The following is a 17130-nucleotide window of genomic DNA, read 5'->3' as shown; positions in this document are numbered from 1 at the left end:
GGAATGAGTGGAGCCGTCAGACGCGCTCCAGGACGGCGGCGATGCCCTGCCCCACCCCGATGCACATGCTGACGAGCGCATAGCGACCACCAGAGACCTGGAGCTGGCGCGCGGCCGTCAGCGCCAGGCGAGCACCGGACGCCCCCAGCGGATGACCGACAGCGATAGCGCCGCCGTTCGGGTTCACCCGGCTGTCGTCCTCGCTCAGCTCCAGCAACTTGAGGCAGCCGAGCACCTGCACGGCGAAGGCCTCGTTGATTTCGATGACGTCCAGGTCGGCCAGCGTCAGTCGGGCTCGCTCCAGCGCCTTGCGCGCGGCCGGGACAGGGCCCAGGCCCATGGTGCGCGGAGGAACCCCGGCGATGGCGGCCGAGACGATGCGCGCGAGCGGCTTGCACCCCGCATCTTCACCCGCGTTGAGGGAGCCGATGAGCAGGGCCGCCGCGCCGTCGTTGATGCCAGAGGCGTTGCCCGCGGTGACGACCCCCTCCGGCGCGAGCGGCTTCAGTGTGGATAACTTGTCGAGCGTCGTGTCCGCGCGCGGGTGCTCATCCGTCGCCACGGTGGTGACGGTGCCCCGTCGTCCAGGAAGCTCCACGGGGACCAGCTCACCGGAGAAGAAACCGCGCCCCTGGGCGGTGGCGTACTTCTGCTGGGACGCGAGGGCGAAGCGGTCCGTCGGCTCGCGACCGATGCCCAAATCCCTCGCGATGTTGTCCGCTGTCTCCGGCATCGTATCCCCGCCGAAGCGCGCCACGAGGCGGGCGTTGGGAAACCGCGCACCCAGCGTCGTGTCGAAGACCTGGGCCTCGCGGCTGTAGGGCGACTCCGCCTTGCCCATCGCGAAGGGCGCGCGGCTCATGCTCTCCACGCCTCCCGCGACGAACAACTCACCCTGCCCCGTCATCACGGACCGTGCCGCATCCAGCACCGCCGCGAGACCGCTGCCACACAGCCGGTTCACCGTGACGCCACCGGTTTCGATGGGCAGTCCCGAGAGCAGCGCCGCATGTCGCGCCACATTGCGACTGTCCTCGCCCGCTTGATTGGCGCAGCCGATGACGACGTCCTCGACGGCACCGGGCTCGAAGGGGCCGCGCGTGAGCAGCGTGCGGATGACTCCGGAGAGGAGGTCATCGGGACGAATGGGAGCCAGTGCTCCGGCGTGACGACCGAACGGCGTGCGCAGCCCGTCGTAGATATAGGCACTCATGAGGGTCAGCTCTCCGGAGTGAGGAGGGAGACACCGAGCCGGGCTCGGCGGGACAACCACGGACTGGCTCTGTAGCGAGGGTCACCCGAGGCGGAGTGGATGGCCTCCAGCATCTTCAGCAGTCTGCGAGGCCCGAGCGCGTCACCCCAGGCCAGCGGCCCTCTGGGATAGCCGAGCCCCAGCGTCACGGCGGCATCGATGTCCTCGGGACTCGCGATGCGCTGCTGCGCGATGTCGCAGGCGATGTTGACGACCGTGGCGAGCACCCGCTGCGCGACGAAGCCCGTGCTGTCGTGGATGCGCGACACCGGAGTGCCATCCGCCGCGAGCAGCGACAGCGCCGAGTCCAGGAACGGCCGCCGTGTCACTGGCGTCGTCATCGCCGTGCGGCGGCGCTCCGGGCCGAACAACAGGTCCACCGCCACGGTGCGCTCGGGGTCAACCTCCAGCGCCAGCGCAGTGGTGGTCGCGTCCCTCCCGAGCGGGGCCACCAGGCACAGTGACTCCGGCGCGGGCTGCTCACCGTCATCCGGGAACCACCCCGCCGCGCGCACCAGGGACAAGAGCGTGTCGCGCCAGCCAGGTTCATCGGCGGCGACCCACACCGGCCGACGCTCGCCCGAGGGAAGCGCGGCCTCCGGCTCGACGCGGGGCTTGCCGCCCTCGTGGGCGTAGAAGCCCTGCCCGCTCTTGCGCCCGAGCAGTCCCGCAGTGAGTCGCTGCCTCAGCACATACGACGGACGGAAGCGCGGCTCCTGGTAGAACTGCTCGTAGACGGACTCCATCACCGGGTGGGAGACGTCGAGCCCCGTCAAATCCAGCAGCTCGAAGGGCCCCATCCGGAACCCCGCGGCCTCGCGCAGCACCCGGTCGATGTCCGCGAAGGAAGCGACACCCTCTTGGAGGATGCGCAGCGCCTCCGTGCCGAAGCCACGTCCCGCGTGATTGACGATGAAGCCCGGCGTGTCCGCCGCCCGCACAGGCCGGTGACCCAGACGATGCGCCAGCGCCACGAGCGCCTCGCCCACCCACGGCTCCGTGCGCGCGCCCTCGATGACCTCCACCACCTTCATCAACGGCACGGGGTTGAAGAAGTGGAAGCCTCCGACACGACCCGGGCGCTCGCAGACAGCGGCGATGGCCGTCACCGACAATGACGAGGTGTTCGTGGCCAGCAGGCAGCCGAGGCCGACGATTCCCTCCAGGCGGGTGAACAGCTCCTGCTTCGCCCGGAGGTCCTCGACGATGGCCTCCACCACCACGTCGCAGCCAGCGAGCGACGCTTCGTAGGGAACGGGCTCCAGCCGGGCCGTCGCCGCGCGAGCCACCTCCGAAGACAAGCGGCCCTTCGCCACCAGAGAGTCGAACATCGACGCAACGCTCGCGCGGGCCTCTTCGGCGGCCTGGGGACGGGCATCGAACAGGCGCACCGTGATTCCGGCCTGCGCGGCGAGCTGGGCGATGCCACGACCCATGACACCCGTGCCGACCAGCCCCAACGTGAGCGAGGGAGCCTGGACGTCGACCATGTCAGCGTCCCTCGAAGGCGGGCTTGCGCTTGTCCAGGAAGGCCCGCATGCCTTCCTTCTGGTCCCGGGTCGCGAAGAGGAGCTGGAACGCCTTGCGCTCCAGCAACAACGCCTCCGACAGCGACGCATCCTGCCCCGCGAGGACGACCTCCTTGATTTGCCGCACGGCCAAAGGCGGCATGCGCGCCACCTTGCGCGCGAGTGCCAGCGCCCGCTCCAGCACCTCGCCGTCCGGAACCACTTCCGTGACGAGCCCCATCGCCTCCGCTTCCCGGGCCGTCATCGGCTCACCGGTGAGCAGCAGCTTCATCGCCTTGAACTTCCCCACCGCCCGCGTCAGGCGTTGCGTGCCGCCCGCTCCCGGCATGATTCCGACGCGAATCTCCGGCTGCCCAAAGCTGGCACCCTCGCCCGCGACAATCATGTCCGCGTGCATGGCCAGCTCACAGCCACCGCCGAGCGCAAAGCCATTCACCGCGGCGATGACCGGACTGGGGCACTCCACCAAGGACTGCCAGAGCCGATGGGTGTCTCGGAGCAGCAGCTCCACCGGCGTCGCCTCCGCCAGCGCGCGCAGGTCCGCCCCCGCCGCGAAGAACTCCGGCCCGCCCGTCAGGACGATGCAGCGGACCGCTGTGTCCGCTCCCAGCTCCAGGAAGCAGGCAGCCAGCTCCTGACGCAGCTCCAACCCCAATGCATTGCGAACCTCGGGGCGATGGAGTCGCACCAATGCGACGCCTTCCTCGGGCTTCTCAACGAGCACCTGAGCCATGGCGGGTCTCCATCAATTTCGCTGTGCGGAATTGAGTTTCGCAAACCTTGACCCATTTGTACTGTCTGTTTATCGTGAAGGCAATCCCGCACTTTCAGGACCGCCATGCGACGCTTCTCAGCCCTCTCATCTCCGCCCAATGACGTTGGTGCTGCCCCCTACGTGGAGTCGCTGGAGCAGGTGGGCGAAGAAGAAGTGAAGGACCGTCAGTTCGTGACGGCGCTCGCGCGGGGGTTGGAAATCCTGCGCGCCTTCACGCCTCAGCGCCCCATGCTCGGCAACCAGGAGCTCGCGGCGAGCACGGGGCTGCCCAAGCCCACCATCTCCCGCCTCACGCACACGCTGACGCGGCTGGGCTACCTCACGTATTCCCAGCGACTGGGCAAGTACCAGCTCGGCACCCGTGTGCTGGCATTGGGCTTCGCGGCGCTGTCCAACATGGGCGTGCGCGACGTGGCCCGGCCCCTGATGCAGGACCTGGCGGACTACGCCAACGTCCCCGTGTCCCTGGGCAGTCGAGACCGCTTGAATGTCGTGTACGTGGAGCACTGTCGCTCCACGGCGGCGGTGACGCTGCGGCTCGACATCGGCTCACGGCTTCCGCTGGCCACCACCGCCATGGGACGCGCGCTGCTCGTCGCGCTGCCGGAGGGCGAGCGCCGCTACTTCATGGACCACATGGCGAAGCGCGAGCCGGAGAAGTGGCCGCGAATCGAAGCCAGCATCGAGAAGGCGCTCGAGGAGTACCGCACCTACGGCTTCACGCTCTCCGTCGGCGACTGGGACAAGGACGTCAACGCCGTGGGCGTGCCCTTCATCGCGCCGGACGGCAGCGGGCTGCTGGCCTTCAACTGTGGCGGCCCGTCCTTCCTCCTCCCGCGCCAGCGACTGCTCCTGGATATCGGGCCCCGGCTGGTGAACCTCGTCCGCAACGTCGAAGCAGCCCTCCAGAATCGCTGACAAGGAATCCCTGCCCATGATGCGCGAGGACGACACCCTGGCCCCGCTGCTCACCATGCTCGAGCGCTTCGTGAAGGAGCGCTTGATTCCCAACGAGCATCGCGTCGCGGACGAGGACGCCATTCCCGCCGACATCATCATGGAGATGCGTGGGCTGGGCCTGTTCGGCCTGTCCACCCCCGTGGAGTACGGCGGCATCGGGCTGAACATGAGCCAGGAGGTGCAGGTGGCCTTCGTGCTCGGGCAGACGTCGCCCGCGTTCCGCTCGCTCATCGGCACCAACAACGGCATCGGCTCGCAGGGCATCATCCTGGACGGCACGGAGGAGCAGAAGAACAAGTACCTGCCCCGGCTGGCCTCGGGCGAGATTGTCGGCGCCTTCGCGCTGACGGAGCCGAACGCCGGCTCGGATGCCTCGTCGCTGAGGACCACGGCCCGACGCGACGGCGACGTCTACGTGCTCAATGGCACCAAGCGCTTCATCACCAACGCGCCGGAGGCCGGGCTGTTCACGGTGATGGCGCGCACCAATCCCGAAGAGAAGGGCGCGGGTGGCATCTCCGCGTTCCTCGTCGAGGCAGGCACACCGGGGCTGCACATCGGCCCCGCCGACCGGAAGATGGGCCAGAAGGGCACCCACACCGCCGACGTGCTGTTCGAGGACTGTCGCGTCCCGGCGACGCAGCTGCTCGGGGGCGTGGAGGGACAGGGCTTCAAGACGGCGATGAAGGTGCTGGACAGGGGCCGGCTCCACATCGCGGCCGTGTGCGTCGGCGTCTCCGAGCGCCTCATCCGCGAGAGCCTCCGCTACGCGATGGAGCGCGAGCAGTTCGGCAAGCCCATCGCGGAGTTCCAGCTCATCCAGGCGATGCTGGCCGACAGCCGCATGGAGTCCTACGCGGCCCGGTGCATGGTGCTGGACGCGGCGCTGCGCAGGGACCAGGGGCAGAACATCAGCACCGAGGCGTCCTGCTGCAAGCTTTTCGCGAGCGAGATGGTGGGACGCGTCGCGGACCGCGCGGTGCAGATTTTCGGTGGGGCAGGCTACATCGCGGATTACGGCATCGAACGCTTCTATCGCGATGTGCGACTTTTCAGACTCTACGAGGGCACCAGTCAGATTCAGCAACTGGTCATCGCGCGCAATATGATGCGCGAGGCGAGCTGAGCCCTCCCCCCGAGGCTCCGGCGCCCCCTCCTTGGAGCATGCATGTACGCGGCATTCGGAGTCCTTGCTGGCATCACCGTCTCCGTGCTCGCCCTGCGGCAGTGGTTGCTGCGCAGGGAGGGCACGCCCAGCCCGAGCGAGCCCTTCGACGGGCACGTCTACCGGGTCGGCAAGGCGGTTATCGCCGAGCGACGCTGTGAGCAGCCCCGCGCCACGGTCATCGGCATGCACGGCTTCGTGGCGGATATGCGCTACTTCACGCGCCACTACGGTGACGCCGACATCCAGCTCATCCTGGTGACGAGCTGCGACTACCACCTGCCCATCACCACGCCTCGCGAGCACCCCGCACCCTGGGCGAAAATCCCGAAGGAGCCGGAGGGCACCATCGCCCACGACGCCGCGGTGCTGGTGCAGGCGCTGGAGCACCTGCCGAAGACGGACCAGGTGCGGGTCCATGGGCACTCGCGCGGTGGCGCGGTCGTCCTGGAGGCGGCGAAGCAGCGGCCGGACTTGTTCGAGCGCGTGGAGGTGGTGCTGGAGGCGCCCGTGCTCCCGCAGGCCCGGCCGTACACGAGCCTGTCGCGCGCGCAGCTCTGGCTGCTTCCCTTCCTCATCCCCCTGTGGCGGCGTGCGCCCATCGCCCGCCACAACCGGGGCGCCTGGGGGCCGCTGGAGGACGTGCGCAAGCGGGAGCTCATCATGGCCTTCCCGTTCAACCCGAAGCGGGTGTCGACCATGGTGGCCAACCTGCTGGACATCGGCGCCTGGAGCCAGGAGCGCGACGCGTCGGTGTTCCGGAACGTGCGTCGCGGCACCGTGCTCGTCCCAGGCAAGGACCGGGTGCTGGAGTCCTCCTCCATGCTGGAGAGCGCTCAGCGTGGCATGCCCGAGCTCAACGTGGTGAAGCTGGACGGGTGCAGCCACTTCGTCGTGTGGGACCGGCCGGACGCGATGCCCGCGTTGGCTCGCGTCACGGAGCGCTCCACCGCGAGCGGGTGAGCGTCCTCCTACTTGCGATGCCACCAGCGCTTGCGCGCCACGCGGACGTCGGACCAGTCCACCAGGCTGTCGTGCACGTTCTCCTGGCCTCTCTGGGCGTCGGGCATGTCGCCGGACTCCACCCGGGCGATGAGCTCCGGCAGCCGCGCGTAGAACGTGGGTGAGCGGTACTGCGGATGCAGCGTCCACAGTCCGGGGCCCGTGCCCAGGAAGTCCAACCGCCACAGTCCCTTGTTCGCCATGGTCCGGGTGACGAGGTTCTCCGGCTCCCGGTAGGGCGGATTGCCGGCTCGCAGCGCGCGCAGGACGTGGATGGGCGGTGCCAGCCTCGCGCGCAGCGGACCCAGGCGCCGCGTCATCGCGTCGCGGTCCACCAGGAAGACACGGCTGCTGAAGCGGCGGAAGCGGAACGCCTGGGGCGCGCCATCCGGCTCGTACCAGCGGGCATCCACGCCGATGGTGCCATCCGCTCTGGGAGGGCCCGAGAGCGGACTGCAGCTCACCAGCTCCTCACGCGCGGCGAGCTGCTCCGCGGCCTCCTTCACCCACGTCCGTGAGCCGCCGCCAATGAGCATGTCCGCGTCCAGGTGCAGGACATGCCGGTGCGCCGCCTGCGCCACGCCGAAGAAATAGGAGTGATAGGGGCCACCGCGCGAGTCCTTCATCGGCAGGCGCGTACCGCCGAAGAACCGTTCGGAGAGCGCCTGGGTGGTAGCGGGCGAGTAGTCCACCTCCACCACGCGCACCCGAGGGTCGGCGGCGCGCAGCTCCGCGAGCAGCGACTCCATCTTCGGCTTCCGCTCCAGCCACGCCTCCGCGAAGCGGCTGCCCTGACTGCGGTGCAGGTCCAGCACCAGCAGGATTTCCTGCACGGAGGGACCGAGCTGACGAAGCTGGTGCGGCAGGATGAGTCGCGCGTGCGGATGGTCCGTGGGCGCCAGGTTGATTTGCAGCGTGACGGGGCTCATGGCGCACCCGCTCCGGCGAGCGTCCCAGGAACAACACGGACGTGCCCTGACCACCACGGCTCCTGTTGGGCCGCGAGGCAAAGGCAGACATCAACGAGGTTCGAAGGGGACTCATCCATGGCGGGCAGGTCACTCCTTGCCACAACCGGATGAATGACTCAACGAGAGTGCACGCCCCGGGAGTCGAACCCGCAGCCGGGCAGTGCGCAAACCCAGCAGAATCGCGCCCTTACCCCGCAACTGCCCGAGATGCTTCGGCTTCGACGTCCCGCGACAGTCCCCGTCGTCCCGCCATGTTCCAGCGCGTTCCGCAGAGTCATGCGACATACGTGCAACATGGCGGGGCCTGACGGAGACCGTCTTCAACCCGCTTCGAGAGGGGCCGAGCGACAGGTAACTCGGCCCCTCTTGGTTCCTACGGTTGTGCCTAGAGCGGCTTCAACAGCCCCGCTCGGTCCAGCAGCTCCCGCACTCGCTCAGCCAGCGCCACATGCTCCGGGTTGCTGGCTGTGAAGCGCTCGGGGGTGAGGATGACGAGGGTGCCCTTGTCCTCGACGGGTTCGATACGCACCGGGGCTGGGAGAGGCGGCACCACACCAAGATGCCGCGCGAGATAGGTCACTCCTCCTACGTATGGCGACTTCGGAACGTGCCGATCTCCGACCATCTCGCGGTGTGCGTGGGACATAGCCACACCCCAATCTGGCTCCCATGCAATCGCGGTTGCTCGCAGCAGCTCAGAGAGAACCTTTCCAGTAAGGAGTCGCTCCGCAACTGGCCCCCGTGAGGGCAGCTCGAACAGCCAGAAGTTTCCCACCCATTCGGAATAGATCCCGACGGCTGCATCGAAACTGGATGCGTCGGCGTCCTCGGGCGCTCCGTTCCAGCCACTCAGGCGGAACCCCAGGTCCTCAAAATGACGGTCCTTGGTTCGGCGTAGTCGTCGCTCCAACTCAGCATGATCGGACGCAATCGGATTCTTCGTCGCGTCCTTGCGTGACTTGCTTTGCCGGAACCACTGGGCAAGCGACGGGTCGACCTTGGGAAGCAGCGAGAACAATGTCACAGCACGCGCGGCGCACTCGCTCGCAGACTCATTCCGCGCGCGCCAATAGGCCCCCAGGTAATAGCTCTCGTCCATGGTTCGATTCTGCTCACGGCAATGGTGGCGTGAAAACGACTTCGATTTCGCCCAGGTTTCGGCCTTCCAGCAGCTTCCTTATCGCATTTGCCGCCTGCTCTTCCGCTACGTGCCATCGGATGCGTCGGCCATTGGCTACCCGCAGTTGTCGGAGAGCTTGTTCTCCAAGGGACTTCGCCCCCGAGTTCTTGAACCAGGATTTTGGGTCGAGCCCCTCGAAGAACTTGGCGTAGCCCGGCCCCTTGGCCTCCAGCAGTACGCCCTTCTCGAAGCCATCGAACTTCACGCCTCCGTCCTTCGTTGTCGTGCCTCCGACCCAGTATGCCTCGTCCGCCGAGTGCCCGGAGACCTGTTCCTGGTAGCGCCGCGCACGAGGTGACATCTTCTCGTTGGCAGGTGCCCACTGGCCGGGCCCTTTCGACGGTGCCCCGCTCTTCGCGGCCGTGCTCGCTCGTTGAAGGATGATTGCCGCGCCGGGGCCGCCACTCAGCACCGCCGCCGCGCGTCCCACCGGCACCGCAACACGTTCCATCGCGAGCGCGCCCTGAGCCGAGAGCGACAGGACCGGCACTTCCGCCGTAGCGAGCGCCGCACCTTGAAGCGTGCGCGTTGTGGCAGACACCGTGCCCCAAGTGGCGATGATGTTCGTCACCAGCTTGGAGACGGACTGAATCTGCTCGCCGCGTGTCATGTACTGGAAGCGCTCCATGTACTCAGGCGACGAGGCCAGCAGCGCGGCCACAGCGGCAGGCATGTGTCGGAGCGCCGCGAGGTTGTCAGCGGGCGACGTCGAGAAGAACTGCCCTACCGCCAAGGCCAGCCCGACGAAGGCTTCTTCTGCCCCGTCCAGCGTGCGACTGATGACGTCGGCATCGTCGTGGACGTCCGCGATGGCAAAGCCGTTGACCTCCCGCAGCTCGTCGTCCAGCAAACGGAAGACGCCCGTGCGCCCATTGTAGAAGCGACCCAGCTCGAAGCCGTGCGCGCGGAAGGTCCCATCTTTCCACTCCACTGGAGCCACTCGCTGCTGCGTCCTGCCGCTGCGCACCCACGCGAGGCACCCGTCGGGCCGGAGCACCGCCAGATGCTTGAAGCGCTCCACCCTCTGCACCAGCTCAGCGCGCGACACCGCCTCGCCCGAACCCAGCACCTCACGCAGGACGAAGCCCACCGCGAGTCGCGCCGGAAACTGCCCCAGCGTCACGTCCTTCCCCAACAGAGTCTCGAGGAGCCGCGCTGCCTGGGTCGGAGTGAGCGGGCCGCCCGGAATCGGACGCTCGTCCCGCGCCGCAAGTCCCGCGTTCGTCAGCAGAGACTCCCACGCATCCAAATTCAGAGGCAGGCTCGCGACAGCTCCTCCAGCGGCCACCCCTACGGTGCTGTCCTCCCCAGTTGATGTGTCTTCGCGGAAGACCCGATGGCGCCGCTTCCGCTCGTCGTCGTCCGAGGACGAGGCCATCGCACGTGGCGGGCTGATGTGCCGGGGCTCCCGGGTGGGCTCCCCACCAGACACGCGCAGCGCGAAGCCAAGGGCTCCACCACGCCCGGGAGCGCGCGACACGGAGGCACATCCCGTGGCCAGCAGGACCACGGCAAGCAGCAGGGCGTTAGCGCGCATTGTCCACCCCCAGCCCCACTGATGCGAAGGCGCCAGGCCGCAACGTCCCGTCCGTCGTGGGGAACAACAGCGTGCCACCCGTCCCGAGCGCGTAGAACTTCCCTCCCAGGAACCGCCAGCGCACTTCCGCCGCCCCCAGGTAGCGAGCCCCCGGCTTCCCAGCTCCGACGGCGAGCCCCTTCACGGCCACTTCCAGGCTGCGCTCGAAGAGCTGCACCGCCATGCGCCCGTCCACGTCGACACGCCCCCAGGAGAACACCTCGGCACCCAGCGAGAGCTTCAGGTGCTTGTAGAGCCCCCCGTAGCGCACGGCATCCCAGCCCACTTCCGCTTCACCGAATGCGGAGTAGCCATCCGGGAAGGGCGCATCCGCGAGCGGCACGCCGGCAGGGCCCACCGCCTTGAAGCGCGCCAGCTCGTAGTCCGGCCCGAAGAAACCTTGCCGGAAGCCACCGTGTTGGCGCCGCGCCTCCAGCCGCAACGCCATCTTGAGCGTCGGTGTGATTGCATCCGCGCCCGCACCGACAACCGCGCCCCATGCGCCTGCCTCCCCCGGCCTGCCGCCCCAACCCGCGAAGACCTGCGCTTCAAACTCAGGCCGCACCACCAACACGGCCACCGCGTCCATGTGCGCCAGCGTCACCGAGGCCGCGCGTCCACCAGCACGTCCCCAGTCATGCACCGCCGACAGGCCGAGTGTGTAGCGGCCCTTCTGTTTGGGCTTGCCGAAGAGAACGTGCTCCAGGTCCAGCTCCGCCTCCGCGCCCATCAGTCGAGCACCGAGAACGTCCGAAGAGAACGCCTCGACGTAGACGGGCCCCAGCGTGCCTGTCAGGACACCTGCCGCTGGGTGGTAGTCCGGATTCGCGCGGTGGGCATAGCGCCGGACCAGATGCCCATTGAGAAGGCTGTAGCTGTCCAGCTTGCCGAACCAGACTCCCAGCGGTGAATTGTCCGAGCCAAGCTTGAGACTCCTCACCAACTGTCCCCAGTCGGAGAGAGTGTCCCAGTCCTCGCGCCGGACAACCCCGCCATCCTTCGGCCCCCACACGCGCAACCGCAGCGGAGTCCCCAGGTTGACGCCAAACTCCGGGCCGCGCTCGAAGACGACGGTGGGCTCGACCTGGAAATAGCCCTCGTCCGTGCCCATGCCCGCGCGCGGCAACAGCGCCCACGTCGCGGCCTCCACTCGAAGCAAGTTCGTCCAGCGCGCAGGCCGTGAGACCTCGCCTCGTTCCGGGGCGGGTGGGCTCTCGGCATCTTCCGTTGTGCTCTCGGGCGACGTCTCCTCCTCTATCTCGTCCACCTCCTCGGGCAATGGTGGGTCCGCAATCTCTTCCGCCCAGGTCACTCCAGGCAGCACCAGCAGCAGCGCGACAATCCAACTTCGCTTCCTGCGCATACACGCCTCCTATGCGTGCCCCGGCATGAGGCACGAAGAACACACGTCTCCCGGTCGGCTCAGCGACTTGAGTCGGGCCGGTGGTGAATCAGCGGTGGTGAGTGAAGAAAGGTGCCGACGTCAGGCGGTCGGCGGCGCCTTCACAGCTCGACGAGGCGCGGGAGTGGGGTCCGTCGTCAGCTCGTCTTCGTTGCGCGCCTCGGGCTGCGTCTCGACGTGGTCCGGGGGCGCCCGCCAATCAGCCGGAACAAAGCCGCCCTCATCGTCGAGCAAGTCCAGCTCCTCCATCGCATCGCCCGCGTCGGTGAGTGCTTGCTCGACTTCTTTCACCGCATCCTTCGGGCCGAACGGGGGCAGTTCAGCCAGTCGGACGCGCAACACACGCTCCAACTCGGAGGCCGTCCCGAAGCGCGTCGCGGGGCTGCGCTGAAGCAACCAGCCAAGAATGGTGCTGAGCCGGTCGGGTAGCCCCTGCATTGCCGCATCCACATCCCCGGGGCGATACGCCATGGACCAGTGAATGGCGTCCTCCGCGAGTGACGTCAGCCCCGCGTCCATGCTTCTGACAGTCGCCTTCAGCAAGCGCCGCCGCTCCTCCTCGGACATGCGTGCCTCCAGGTCGGCCATCTTCATGTTGCCTGGGTCGTACAGGTGCCGGCCCGTTGCGAACTCCAGCATCGTCAGGCCCAGCGAGAAGAGGTCCGCGCGCCCGTCAACGTCCTCTCCCAGCAGCAGCTCCGGTGACGCGTAGATGACGTCTCCCTTGGGACGCGGGAGTGTCGTTGCAACTCGCCCGGCCAGACGCGAGAAGGCCACTCCAAAGTCCGTCAGCTTCACACCACCCCGAGGCGTGAGCCGAATCCGCGTGGGGTTGACGTCGCGGTTGACGATGTTCAGAGGAATCCCGGCATCGTCCGTGCGCGCATGGGCGTAGGCCAAAGCCGCCGCGACTTCCGCGAACACATAGAGGATGAAGGCTTCGGAGAAGTAGCGCCCGCGCGCCTGAGCAATGGCAAGCAGGGAGTCCAACGTGAAGCCACCCACGCATTCACTGGCGACGCAAAGAGCGTTCTTCATCTCGAACAGGCCATGGACGCGGGCGATGTTGGGGTGCTGGAGAAAGCGCGCCAGTCTGACTTCCTCCTCCAGTCGAACGCGTGCGCGCTGGTGCTTATCCGTGAGCCCCTCACCCCCAGAGAGCGCCACGTACTTGACCAGAACCTTGCCCTGGAACCCCTCGGGCGTGCGGGGCCGCGCGTAGAGGATGCGCTCCCCGTTGCGGCCCTCTCCGAGAATCTGAAAGAGAAAGTATGTGGTATCCCCTTGAGAAAAGAGGACCACGCCCTCGGTCAGCCGAGGGTTGGAATCATCAGACATGGTGGGAGTCTCCTCATAGCCCTCCGCGAAAGCTCTCGCGTGAAGGCAGACAGAAGGTACTCCCAGTCATGTCCGACGTGAACGACGCTATAGGTCGCGAACGGCACGAAGCCCGCCCATCGAAAAAGACCCCGAAAATGAGTAAAGCCACTTTACAAAGAGATACTAAGGCCAGCTCTTTACCGCATAGCCGTACATGCTTCGATTGAAAGTGACGGTCCCGGGCTGGGGGCCCGGCTCGGCTTCTTCGGCCCCTTTCTCCCCAATGGCGATGCAAACCGGGTACGTGCGCCCATTTGGCAACCTTGCCTCGGTGTAGCGAGCCAGAAGAGCGCCACCACCCGTCCACACGCGCCCCAAGAGCACTGTTCCAGTAGGAAGGCTTCGAACCCCATCGCTTACAATGCCGCGCACAGGCCCTTCGGAGTAAACACCTGCGTCACCCATATCTCCTGGCTGATTCTTATCGATGGTGACCACCACCGAATCCCCAGGGTAAAAGCGAAGCACCCCGAACATGGCCTCGCGTGCTTCCTCGGGGCACTCGCTGGGACCGGGGCGCACCTGACTACCCGGGCACCCCATCTGCAATGCAACGGCGGCAGTGGCCGCAGCGCACTTCTTGAGGAACTCGGCCCGGCCGCCACTGGATGCAGGGGCCTTCAATGACGGAGTCTCGGAGGTACTTGCGACGATGGGGGCACGCTTCACGGCGGGGCTTTCCTTCTGGACTGGAGCTTGAGGGGGCAACGCTACCCCAGGCGACGATGCTACAGGCGTAGGAGATGCGAGGGCGGGGCTCTGGGACATACCGGCATCCTCATGGGTGGCTACTGCGCGCTGGGGGGATTCGGCCATTCCTCCAGTGCCTTGCGGCATCGTGGGTTCGTTGGAAGCCATCGTGTTCGACTCCTCCCCGAGCTGCCGCGACGCGACGAGGCCCGCCAGTGCCGCGACGGCCAGCATGCCCACCAGCGCGCCCACGAAGATTTCACGACGAGGCCGGGCTTTCTTGGCGGTCCCGTCCGTGCCCGTTGCGGGGGTGAGGAGGGGCTTTGCCGTGAGCGTGTGCAGCGGAGTCACCCACTCGGGGCCGGAATCTCTCGTAAGGGCCACCAGCTCACGCCGCATCGCCTCTGCCGTGGGAGGCCGGTGCTCTGGCTTGCGCGCAATGAAGCGCATCACCGCGTCGCTCAGTGCCCCGGGAACCCGCTCATTCAGAACCCGAGCGTCTGGCGGCATCGCTCTGCCTTCAACGGGCGTCTTCGCGGAGTCGCTCGCGGGCTGGGGATTCGTCAGCGCGTCGTAGAGGCAGACTCCCAGCGCGTACACGTCGTCGGTGACCTTGAAGTCGTAACGAGCGTCGCGATTGTCGCCATTCTCCCGGAGGAAACGGGAGGCTTCGGGAGAGCGGTAGCGGCGTGTGCCCGGAGGGAGTGGGGCGTCCGTCAGATCTTCCGCGTGTGTGTAGTCTCCCGCGCTGAAGTCGATGATGAATGGCTCGTTGTCCGAGGCGCGCACCATGACGTTGTTCAGCTTCAAGTCGCGGTGGAAGACGCCACGCCCGTGCATGTAGTCCACGGCAGCCGACAGTTTCACGAAGAGGCGGACGACCTCCTGCGCAGTGGGGTGAACCTTTTCCACCCATTCCGCCAACGTGTAGCCATCCACGAAATCGAGGACGACGTATAGCCACCCATTATCAAGTTCAGGCCAGCGACCAAAGGAGCGTGACTCAATGATGTTTGGATGCCGGAGATGGACGAGGCATCCCAACTCGCGCCGCAACCGAGAGTCCGCCTTCTCCTCGTCTCCACTCGTGGCACGGTGCATCGCGACTTTCATCGCGTAGTACTTGCCGTTCATCTCCACTTTGTAGACGGCACCGTAGGCGCCCGCGCCAACGAGCTTCACGACACGCCACCCGTGAACTACATGGCCGGGAGGAAACTGCGCGGGGTGATGAATGACTGTCAGCATGGCGCATCCATTAAAATGCAATCCCAGGAACGACTACCTGCACGGCACCGTCGCTATCTAGCAACTCCAAGTGCCACAATTCTCCAGGCAGCCATGGAGGCACTTCCGTTTCTATTACGACTAAGCCAGCACCTTCAGGCTCTCCTTGCGGCAATGCCGAGCGCACGCCAATCACGCCCAAACGAACCCCGCTCTTTGAGTTCACGACGCGGGCCGATACGGGAGCCCAGCCCCGCTTCCCGTTGGTCCGGACCTTGACGCTTATGGCTGCCCACGTATCAGCTCGGAAAGTCGCGCCGTTCATAAACTTGAGAGCCCCCTCGTGGCCTCTCTCCATCGCCCTCTTGATGCGATTTACTCGCACTCGATGATCCAATGCTCCGGACAGAATCAGCTCGATAGGCCCGCCTGAATCCCGTAGCACTCTGAGCTTCTGATTCTCTTCCGTCTGAGCCTTGAGCTGAGCGCGCGTGTCCATCAACTCGGCTTGGAGTAGTTCGATGGAGTCCTTTCGACGAAAGACTTCCACGCGCGTGTCCACCTGCGCCGCATGGGAGACGAGGACAAAGACCCCACGGTCTTGCATGGCACTGCTGGCAAACCGTACCCGAAGCCCGAGCCTCTCACCGGGCCCCAGGTCCACGGCAGGCTCCAGCAGAAGCGCACGGTCCCCGACGTCCACAAGGCGGAAGCGCTCGCGCCCCTCCAGCTCCACCGAGCCACGGTCGAGCGGGACATCGAAGACGAGCGAGGTTAGGACACCCGCCGCGACGCGCAGCTCCGGCACGGGTTCGGCGGGGCTACTGGATAGAGCCACGCGCCGCTCCTGGCGCTCGCGATCAGGGGGAAGGGGCTGGGCCGAGGCGGCGACTCCCAGCAATAGGGAAAGGATGGCAACGGGTCTAAGCAACGCGGATTCTCCGGCGCCGACCCTAGCAAACCCGGAAGACACCATCGCCGGGAAAGCCATCCGAGACAGCCAAGTCCCGGACGCCCCAGGGCCCTCGCGATTGCCGCCCGTTGAGCGAGCGAGGCGCCATCCCTCCCACAACCTTTTGCACGCACAAGCCGACCTGTGCCTTAGTCGCACGCGGGCGGCTGCGGTGAGTACGCAGTTTGACGGCGTTGCGAGGTCCCAGACCAACCGCGCCGATTCCGTAGCCGCCCACTCTCAGTTCGCGAGCGTCGCAACGGCGAATCCAGCCCCGAGACCCAGAACCAGCGCCACCAGCACCTTCACCAGCGGCGCGTCCCCCGCGTGCTGGCGCAGCTCCTCGTTCTCGGCCTGGAGGCGCCGAATCTCCCGGGCCGTGTCGAGGCAACGCGGTGTGGACAACCAGCAGCCCTCGGAGACGGCCACCGTGCGCCCGTCCTGAAGCGTCACGGTGGCGCGGGCCACGTCCAGCACCTCGTCCTCGGCGCGCACCGGCCCCGCGAGCACCAGGGCCAGCACCAGGCCAAACCACCTCACGGCTTGCGGCCCTTGTGGAGCTGCTCCAGGACAGCCACCGCCGCCGCCTTGCCGGCAATCTCCCCGGCGGCCAGCTCTCCCGCCTCCTCTGCCTTGCGCACTACCTCGTCACCGAAGAGGAGCGCCTTCAGCACAGAGAAGCCACCCGCCGCTCCCAAGCCAATGCCCAGGGCCTTCAGGAGCAGCGTCCAGGTGAAGGACTCGCCCGCCACCAGCGCATTGGCCACGGCGCCCGCCACGGCCACCAGCAGCGCCAGCACCGCCCCCGCGCGCGAGGACGCGAGCCACGGGAAGAGGCTGCCACCGAAGCGGCGCAGCGCGTAGACGACGGCAACCACCGCGAGGGACGCGACGAGGGCCCAGTTGCGCGACGTCACCGCGTCGAACACGAGGCGCGCGAACTCCTCGATGCGGCTCGGGTCCGGGACACCGGGCGACTCGGCGGCCAGGGCGGAAGACGCGAGCAGGAGGGAAGAGGCCAGGAGCAAAGAGGGACGGGGCATGGTGAGCCTTTCGAGCGGGGCTCGCG

Annotated in this window: 15 protein-coding genes; 3 read left to right on the top strand and 12 right to left on the bottom strand. The window is 67.1% G+C overall.

Translation table 11 applies throughout. The annotated features are described in order from the left end of the window. Positions 1 to 16: 16 nt before the first annotated feature. The 3 genes from LZ199_RS10745 to LZ199_RS10735 are packed head-to-tail and all read right to left on the bottom strand — an operon-like array spanning position 17 to position 3514. Positions 17 to 1213 (bottom strand): 3-oxoadipyl-CoA thiolase, encoded by a 1197-nt coding sequence (locus tag LZ199_RS10745; protein ID WP_253993558.1) that lies wholly within the window; start codon positions 1211 to 1213, stop codon positions 17 to 19. A 5-nt stretch (positions 1214 to 1218) separates the two neighbouring features. After that, positions 1219 to 2742, bottom strand: coding sequence for a 3-hydroxyacyl-CoA dehydrogenase (locus LZ199_RS10740; protein WP_253993557.1), 1524 nt, complete (start codon positions 2740 to 2742; stop codon positions 1219 to 1221). A 1-nt stretch (position 2743) separates the two neighbouring features. After that, positions 2744 to 3514 carry an enoyl-CoA hydratase gene (locus LZ199_RS10735; RefSeq protein ID WP_163863765.1) on the bottom strand — a complete coding sequence of 257 codons (771 nt, stop codon included), beginning with the start codon at positions 3512 to 3514 and terminating at the stop codon, positions 2744 to 2746. Positions 3515 to 3619: 105 nt separating this feature from the next. Between LZ199_RS10735 and LZ199_RS10730 the strand changes: the two genes are divergently transcribed. Genes LZ199_RS10730 through LZ199_RS10720 form a run of 3 tightly spaced genes read left to right on the top strand, consistent with a single transcriptional unit; the run spans position 3620 to position 6644 of the window. Beyond that, the gene (locus tag LZ199_RS10730) at positions 3620 to 4474 is read left to right on the top strand and encodes an IclR family transcriptional regulator (protein WP_253993556.1); all 855 of its coding nucleotides are present in this window, start codon (positions 3620 to 3622) and stop codon (positions 4472 to 4474) included. 16 nt (positions 4475 to 4490) lie between these two features. Continuing rightward, a complete protein-coding gene (locus LZ199_RS10725; RefSeq protein ID WP_253993555.1) occupies positions 4491 to 5642 on the top strand; it encodes an acyl-CoA dehydrogenase family protein in 1152 nt (383 codons plus the stop codon). Between the two features lie 42 nt (positions 5643 to 5684). Next, positions 5685 to 6644, top strand: a complete 960-nt coding sequence (locus LZ199_RS10720) for an alpha/beta fold hydrolase (protein ID WP_253993554.1) — start codon at positions 5685 to 5687, stop codon at positions 6642 to 6644. Between the two features lie 8 nt (positions 6645 to 6652). Here the strand turns inward: LZ199_RS10720 and LZ199_RS10715 are convergent, their stop codons facing one another. The 9 genes from LZ199_RS10715 to LZ199_RS10675 all read right to left on the bottom strand — a co-directional run bounded on the left by LZ199_RS10715 (position 6653) and on the right by LZ199_RS10675 (position 17104). Then, the gene (locus LZ199_RS10715) at positions 6653 to 7612 is read right to left on the bottom strand and encodes a hypothetical protein (protein ID WP_253993553.1); all 960 of its coding nucleotides are present in this window, start codon (positions 7610 to 7612) and stop codon (positions 6653 to 6655) included. A gap of 427 nt (positions 7613 to 8039) precedes the next feature. Next, entirely contained in the window at positions 8040 to 8753 is a 714-nt protein-coding gene (locus LZ199_RS10710; RefSeq protein WP_253993552.1) for an immunity 52 family protein, read from the bottom strand. 13 nt (positions 8754 to 8766) lie between these two features. Beyond that, complete coding sequence (locus LZ199_RS10705) at positions 8767 to 10371, bottom strand: Tox-REase-5 domain-containing protein (RefSeq protein WP_253993551.1); 1605 nt, start codon at positions 10369 to 10371, stop codon at positions 8767 to 8769. After that, on the bottom strand, positions 10361 to 11773 hold the full coding sequence (locus tag LZ199_RS10700) for a hypothetical protein (protein WP_253993550.1): 1413 nt from the start codon (positions 11771 to 11773) through the stop codon (positions 10361 to 10363). The genes LZ199_RS10705 and LZ199_RS10700 overlap by 11 nt, the downstream gene beginning before the upstream one ends. 120 nt (positions 11774 to 11893) lie before the next feature. Further along, positions 11894 to 13150 (bottom strand): serine/threonine protein kinase, encoded by a 1257-nt coding sequence (locus LZ199_RS10695; RefSeq protein ID WP_253993549.1) that lies wholly within the window; start codon positions 13148 to 13150, stop codon positions 11894 to 11896. Positions 13151 to 13315: 165 nt separating this feature from the next. Continuing rightward, entirely contained in the window at positions 13316 to 15130 is a 1815-nt protein-coding gene (locus LZ199_RS10690; RefSeq protein WP_253993548.1) for a serine/threonine protein kinase, read from the bottom strand. A gap of 10 nt (positions 15131 to 15140) precedes the next feature. After that, the gene (locus LZ199_RS10685) at positions 15141 to 16085 is read right to left on the bottom strand and encodes a DUF2381 family protein (protein WP_253993815.1); all 945 of its coding nucleotides are present in this window, start codon (positions 16083 to 16085) and stop codon (positions 15141 to 15143) included. 216 nt (positions 16086 to 16301) lie between these two features. Beyond that, positions 16302 to 16601: a hypothetical protein gene (locus LZ199_RS10680; protein WP_253993547.1), complete on the bottom strand. Its 300-nt coding sequence runs from the start codon at positions 16599 to 16601 to the stop codon at positions 16302 to 16304. Then, positions 16598 to 17104, bottom strand: a complete 507-nt coding sequence (locus tag LZ199_RS10675; protein ID WP_253993546.1) for a hypothetical protein — start codon at positions 17102 to 17104, stop codon at positions 16598 to 16600. The genes LZ199_RS10680 and LZ199_RS10675 overlap by 4 nt, the downstream gene beginning before the upstream one ends. Positions 17105 to 17130 lie beyond the last annotated feature (26 nt).

The sequence above is a fragment of the Myxococcus qinghaiensis genome, assembly GCF_024198215.1.
Lineage (GTDB): Bacteria > Myxococcota > Myxococcia > Myxococcales > Myxococcaceae > Myxococcus > Myxococcus qinghaiensis.
The sequence above is the reverse complement of the archived record's forward strand: the minus strand, read 5'-3'. Positions and strand labels throughout refer to the sequence as shown.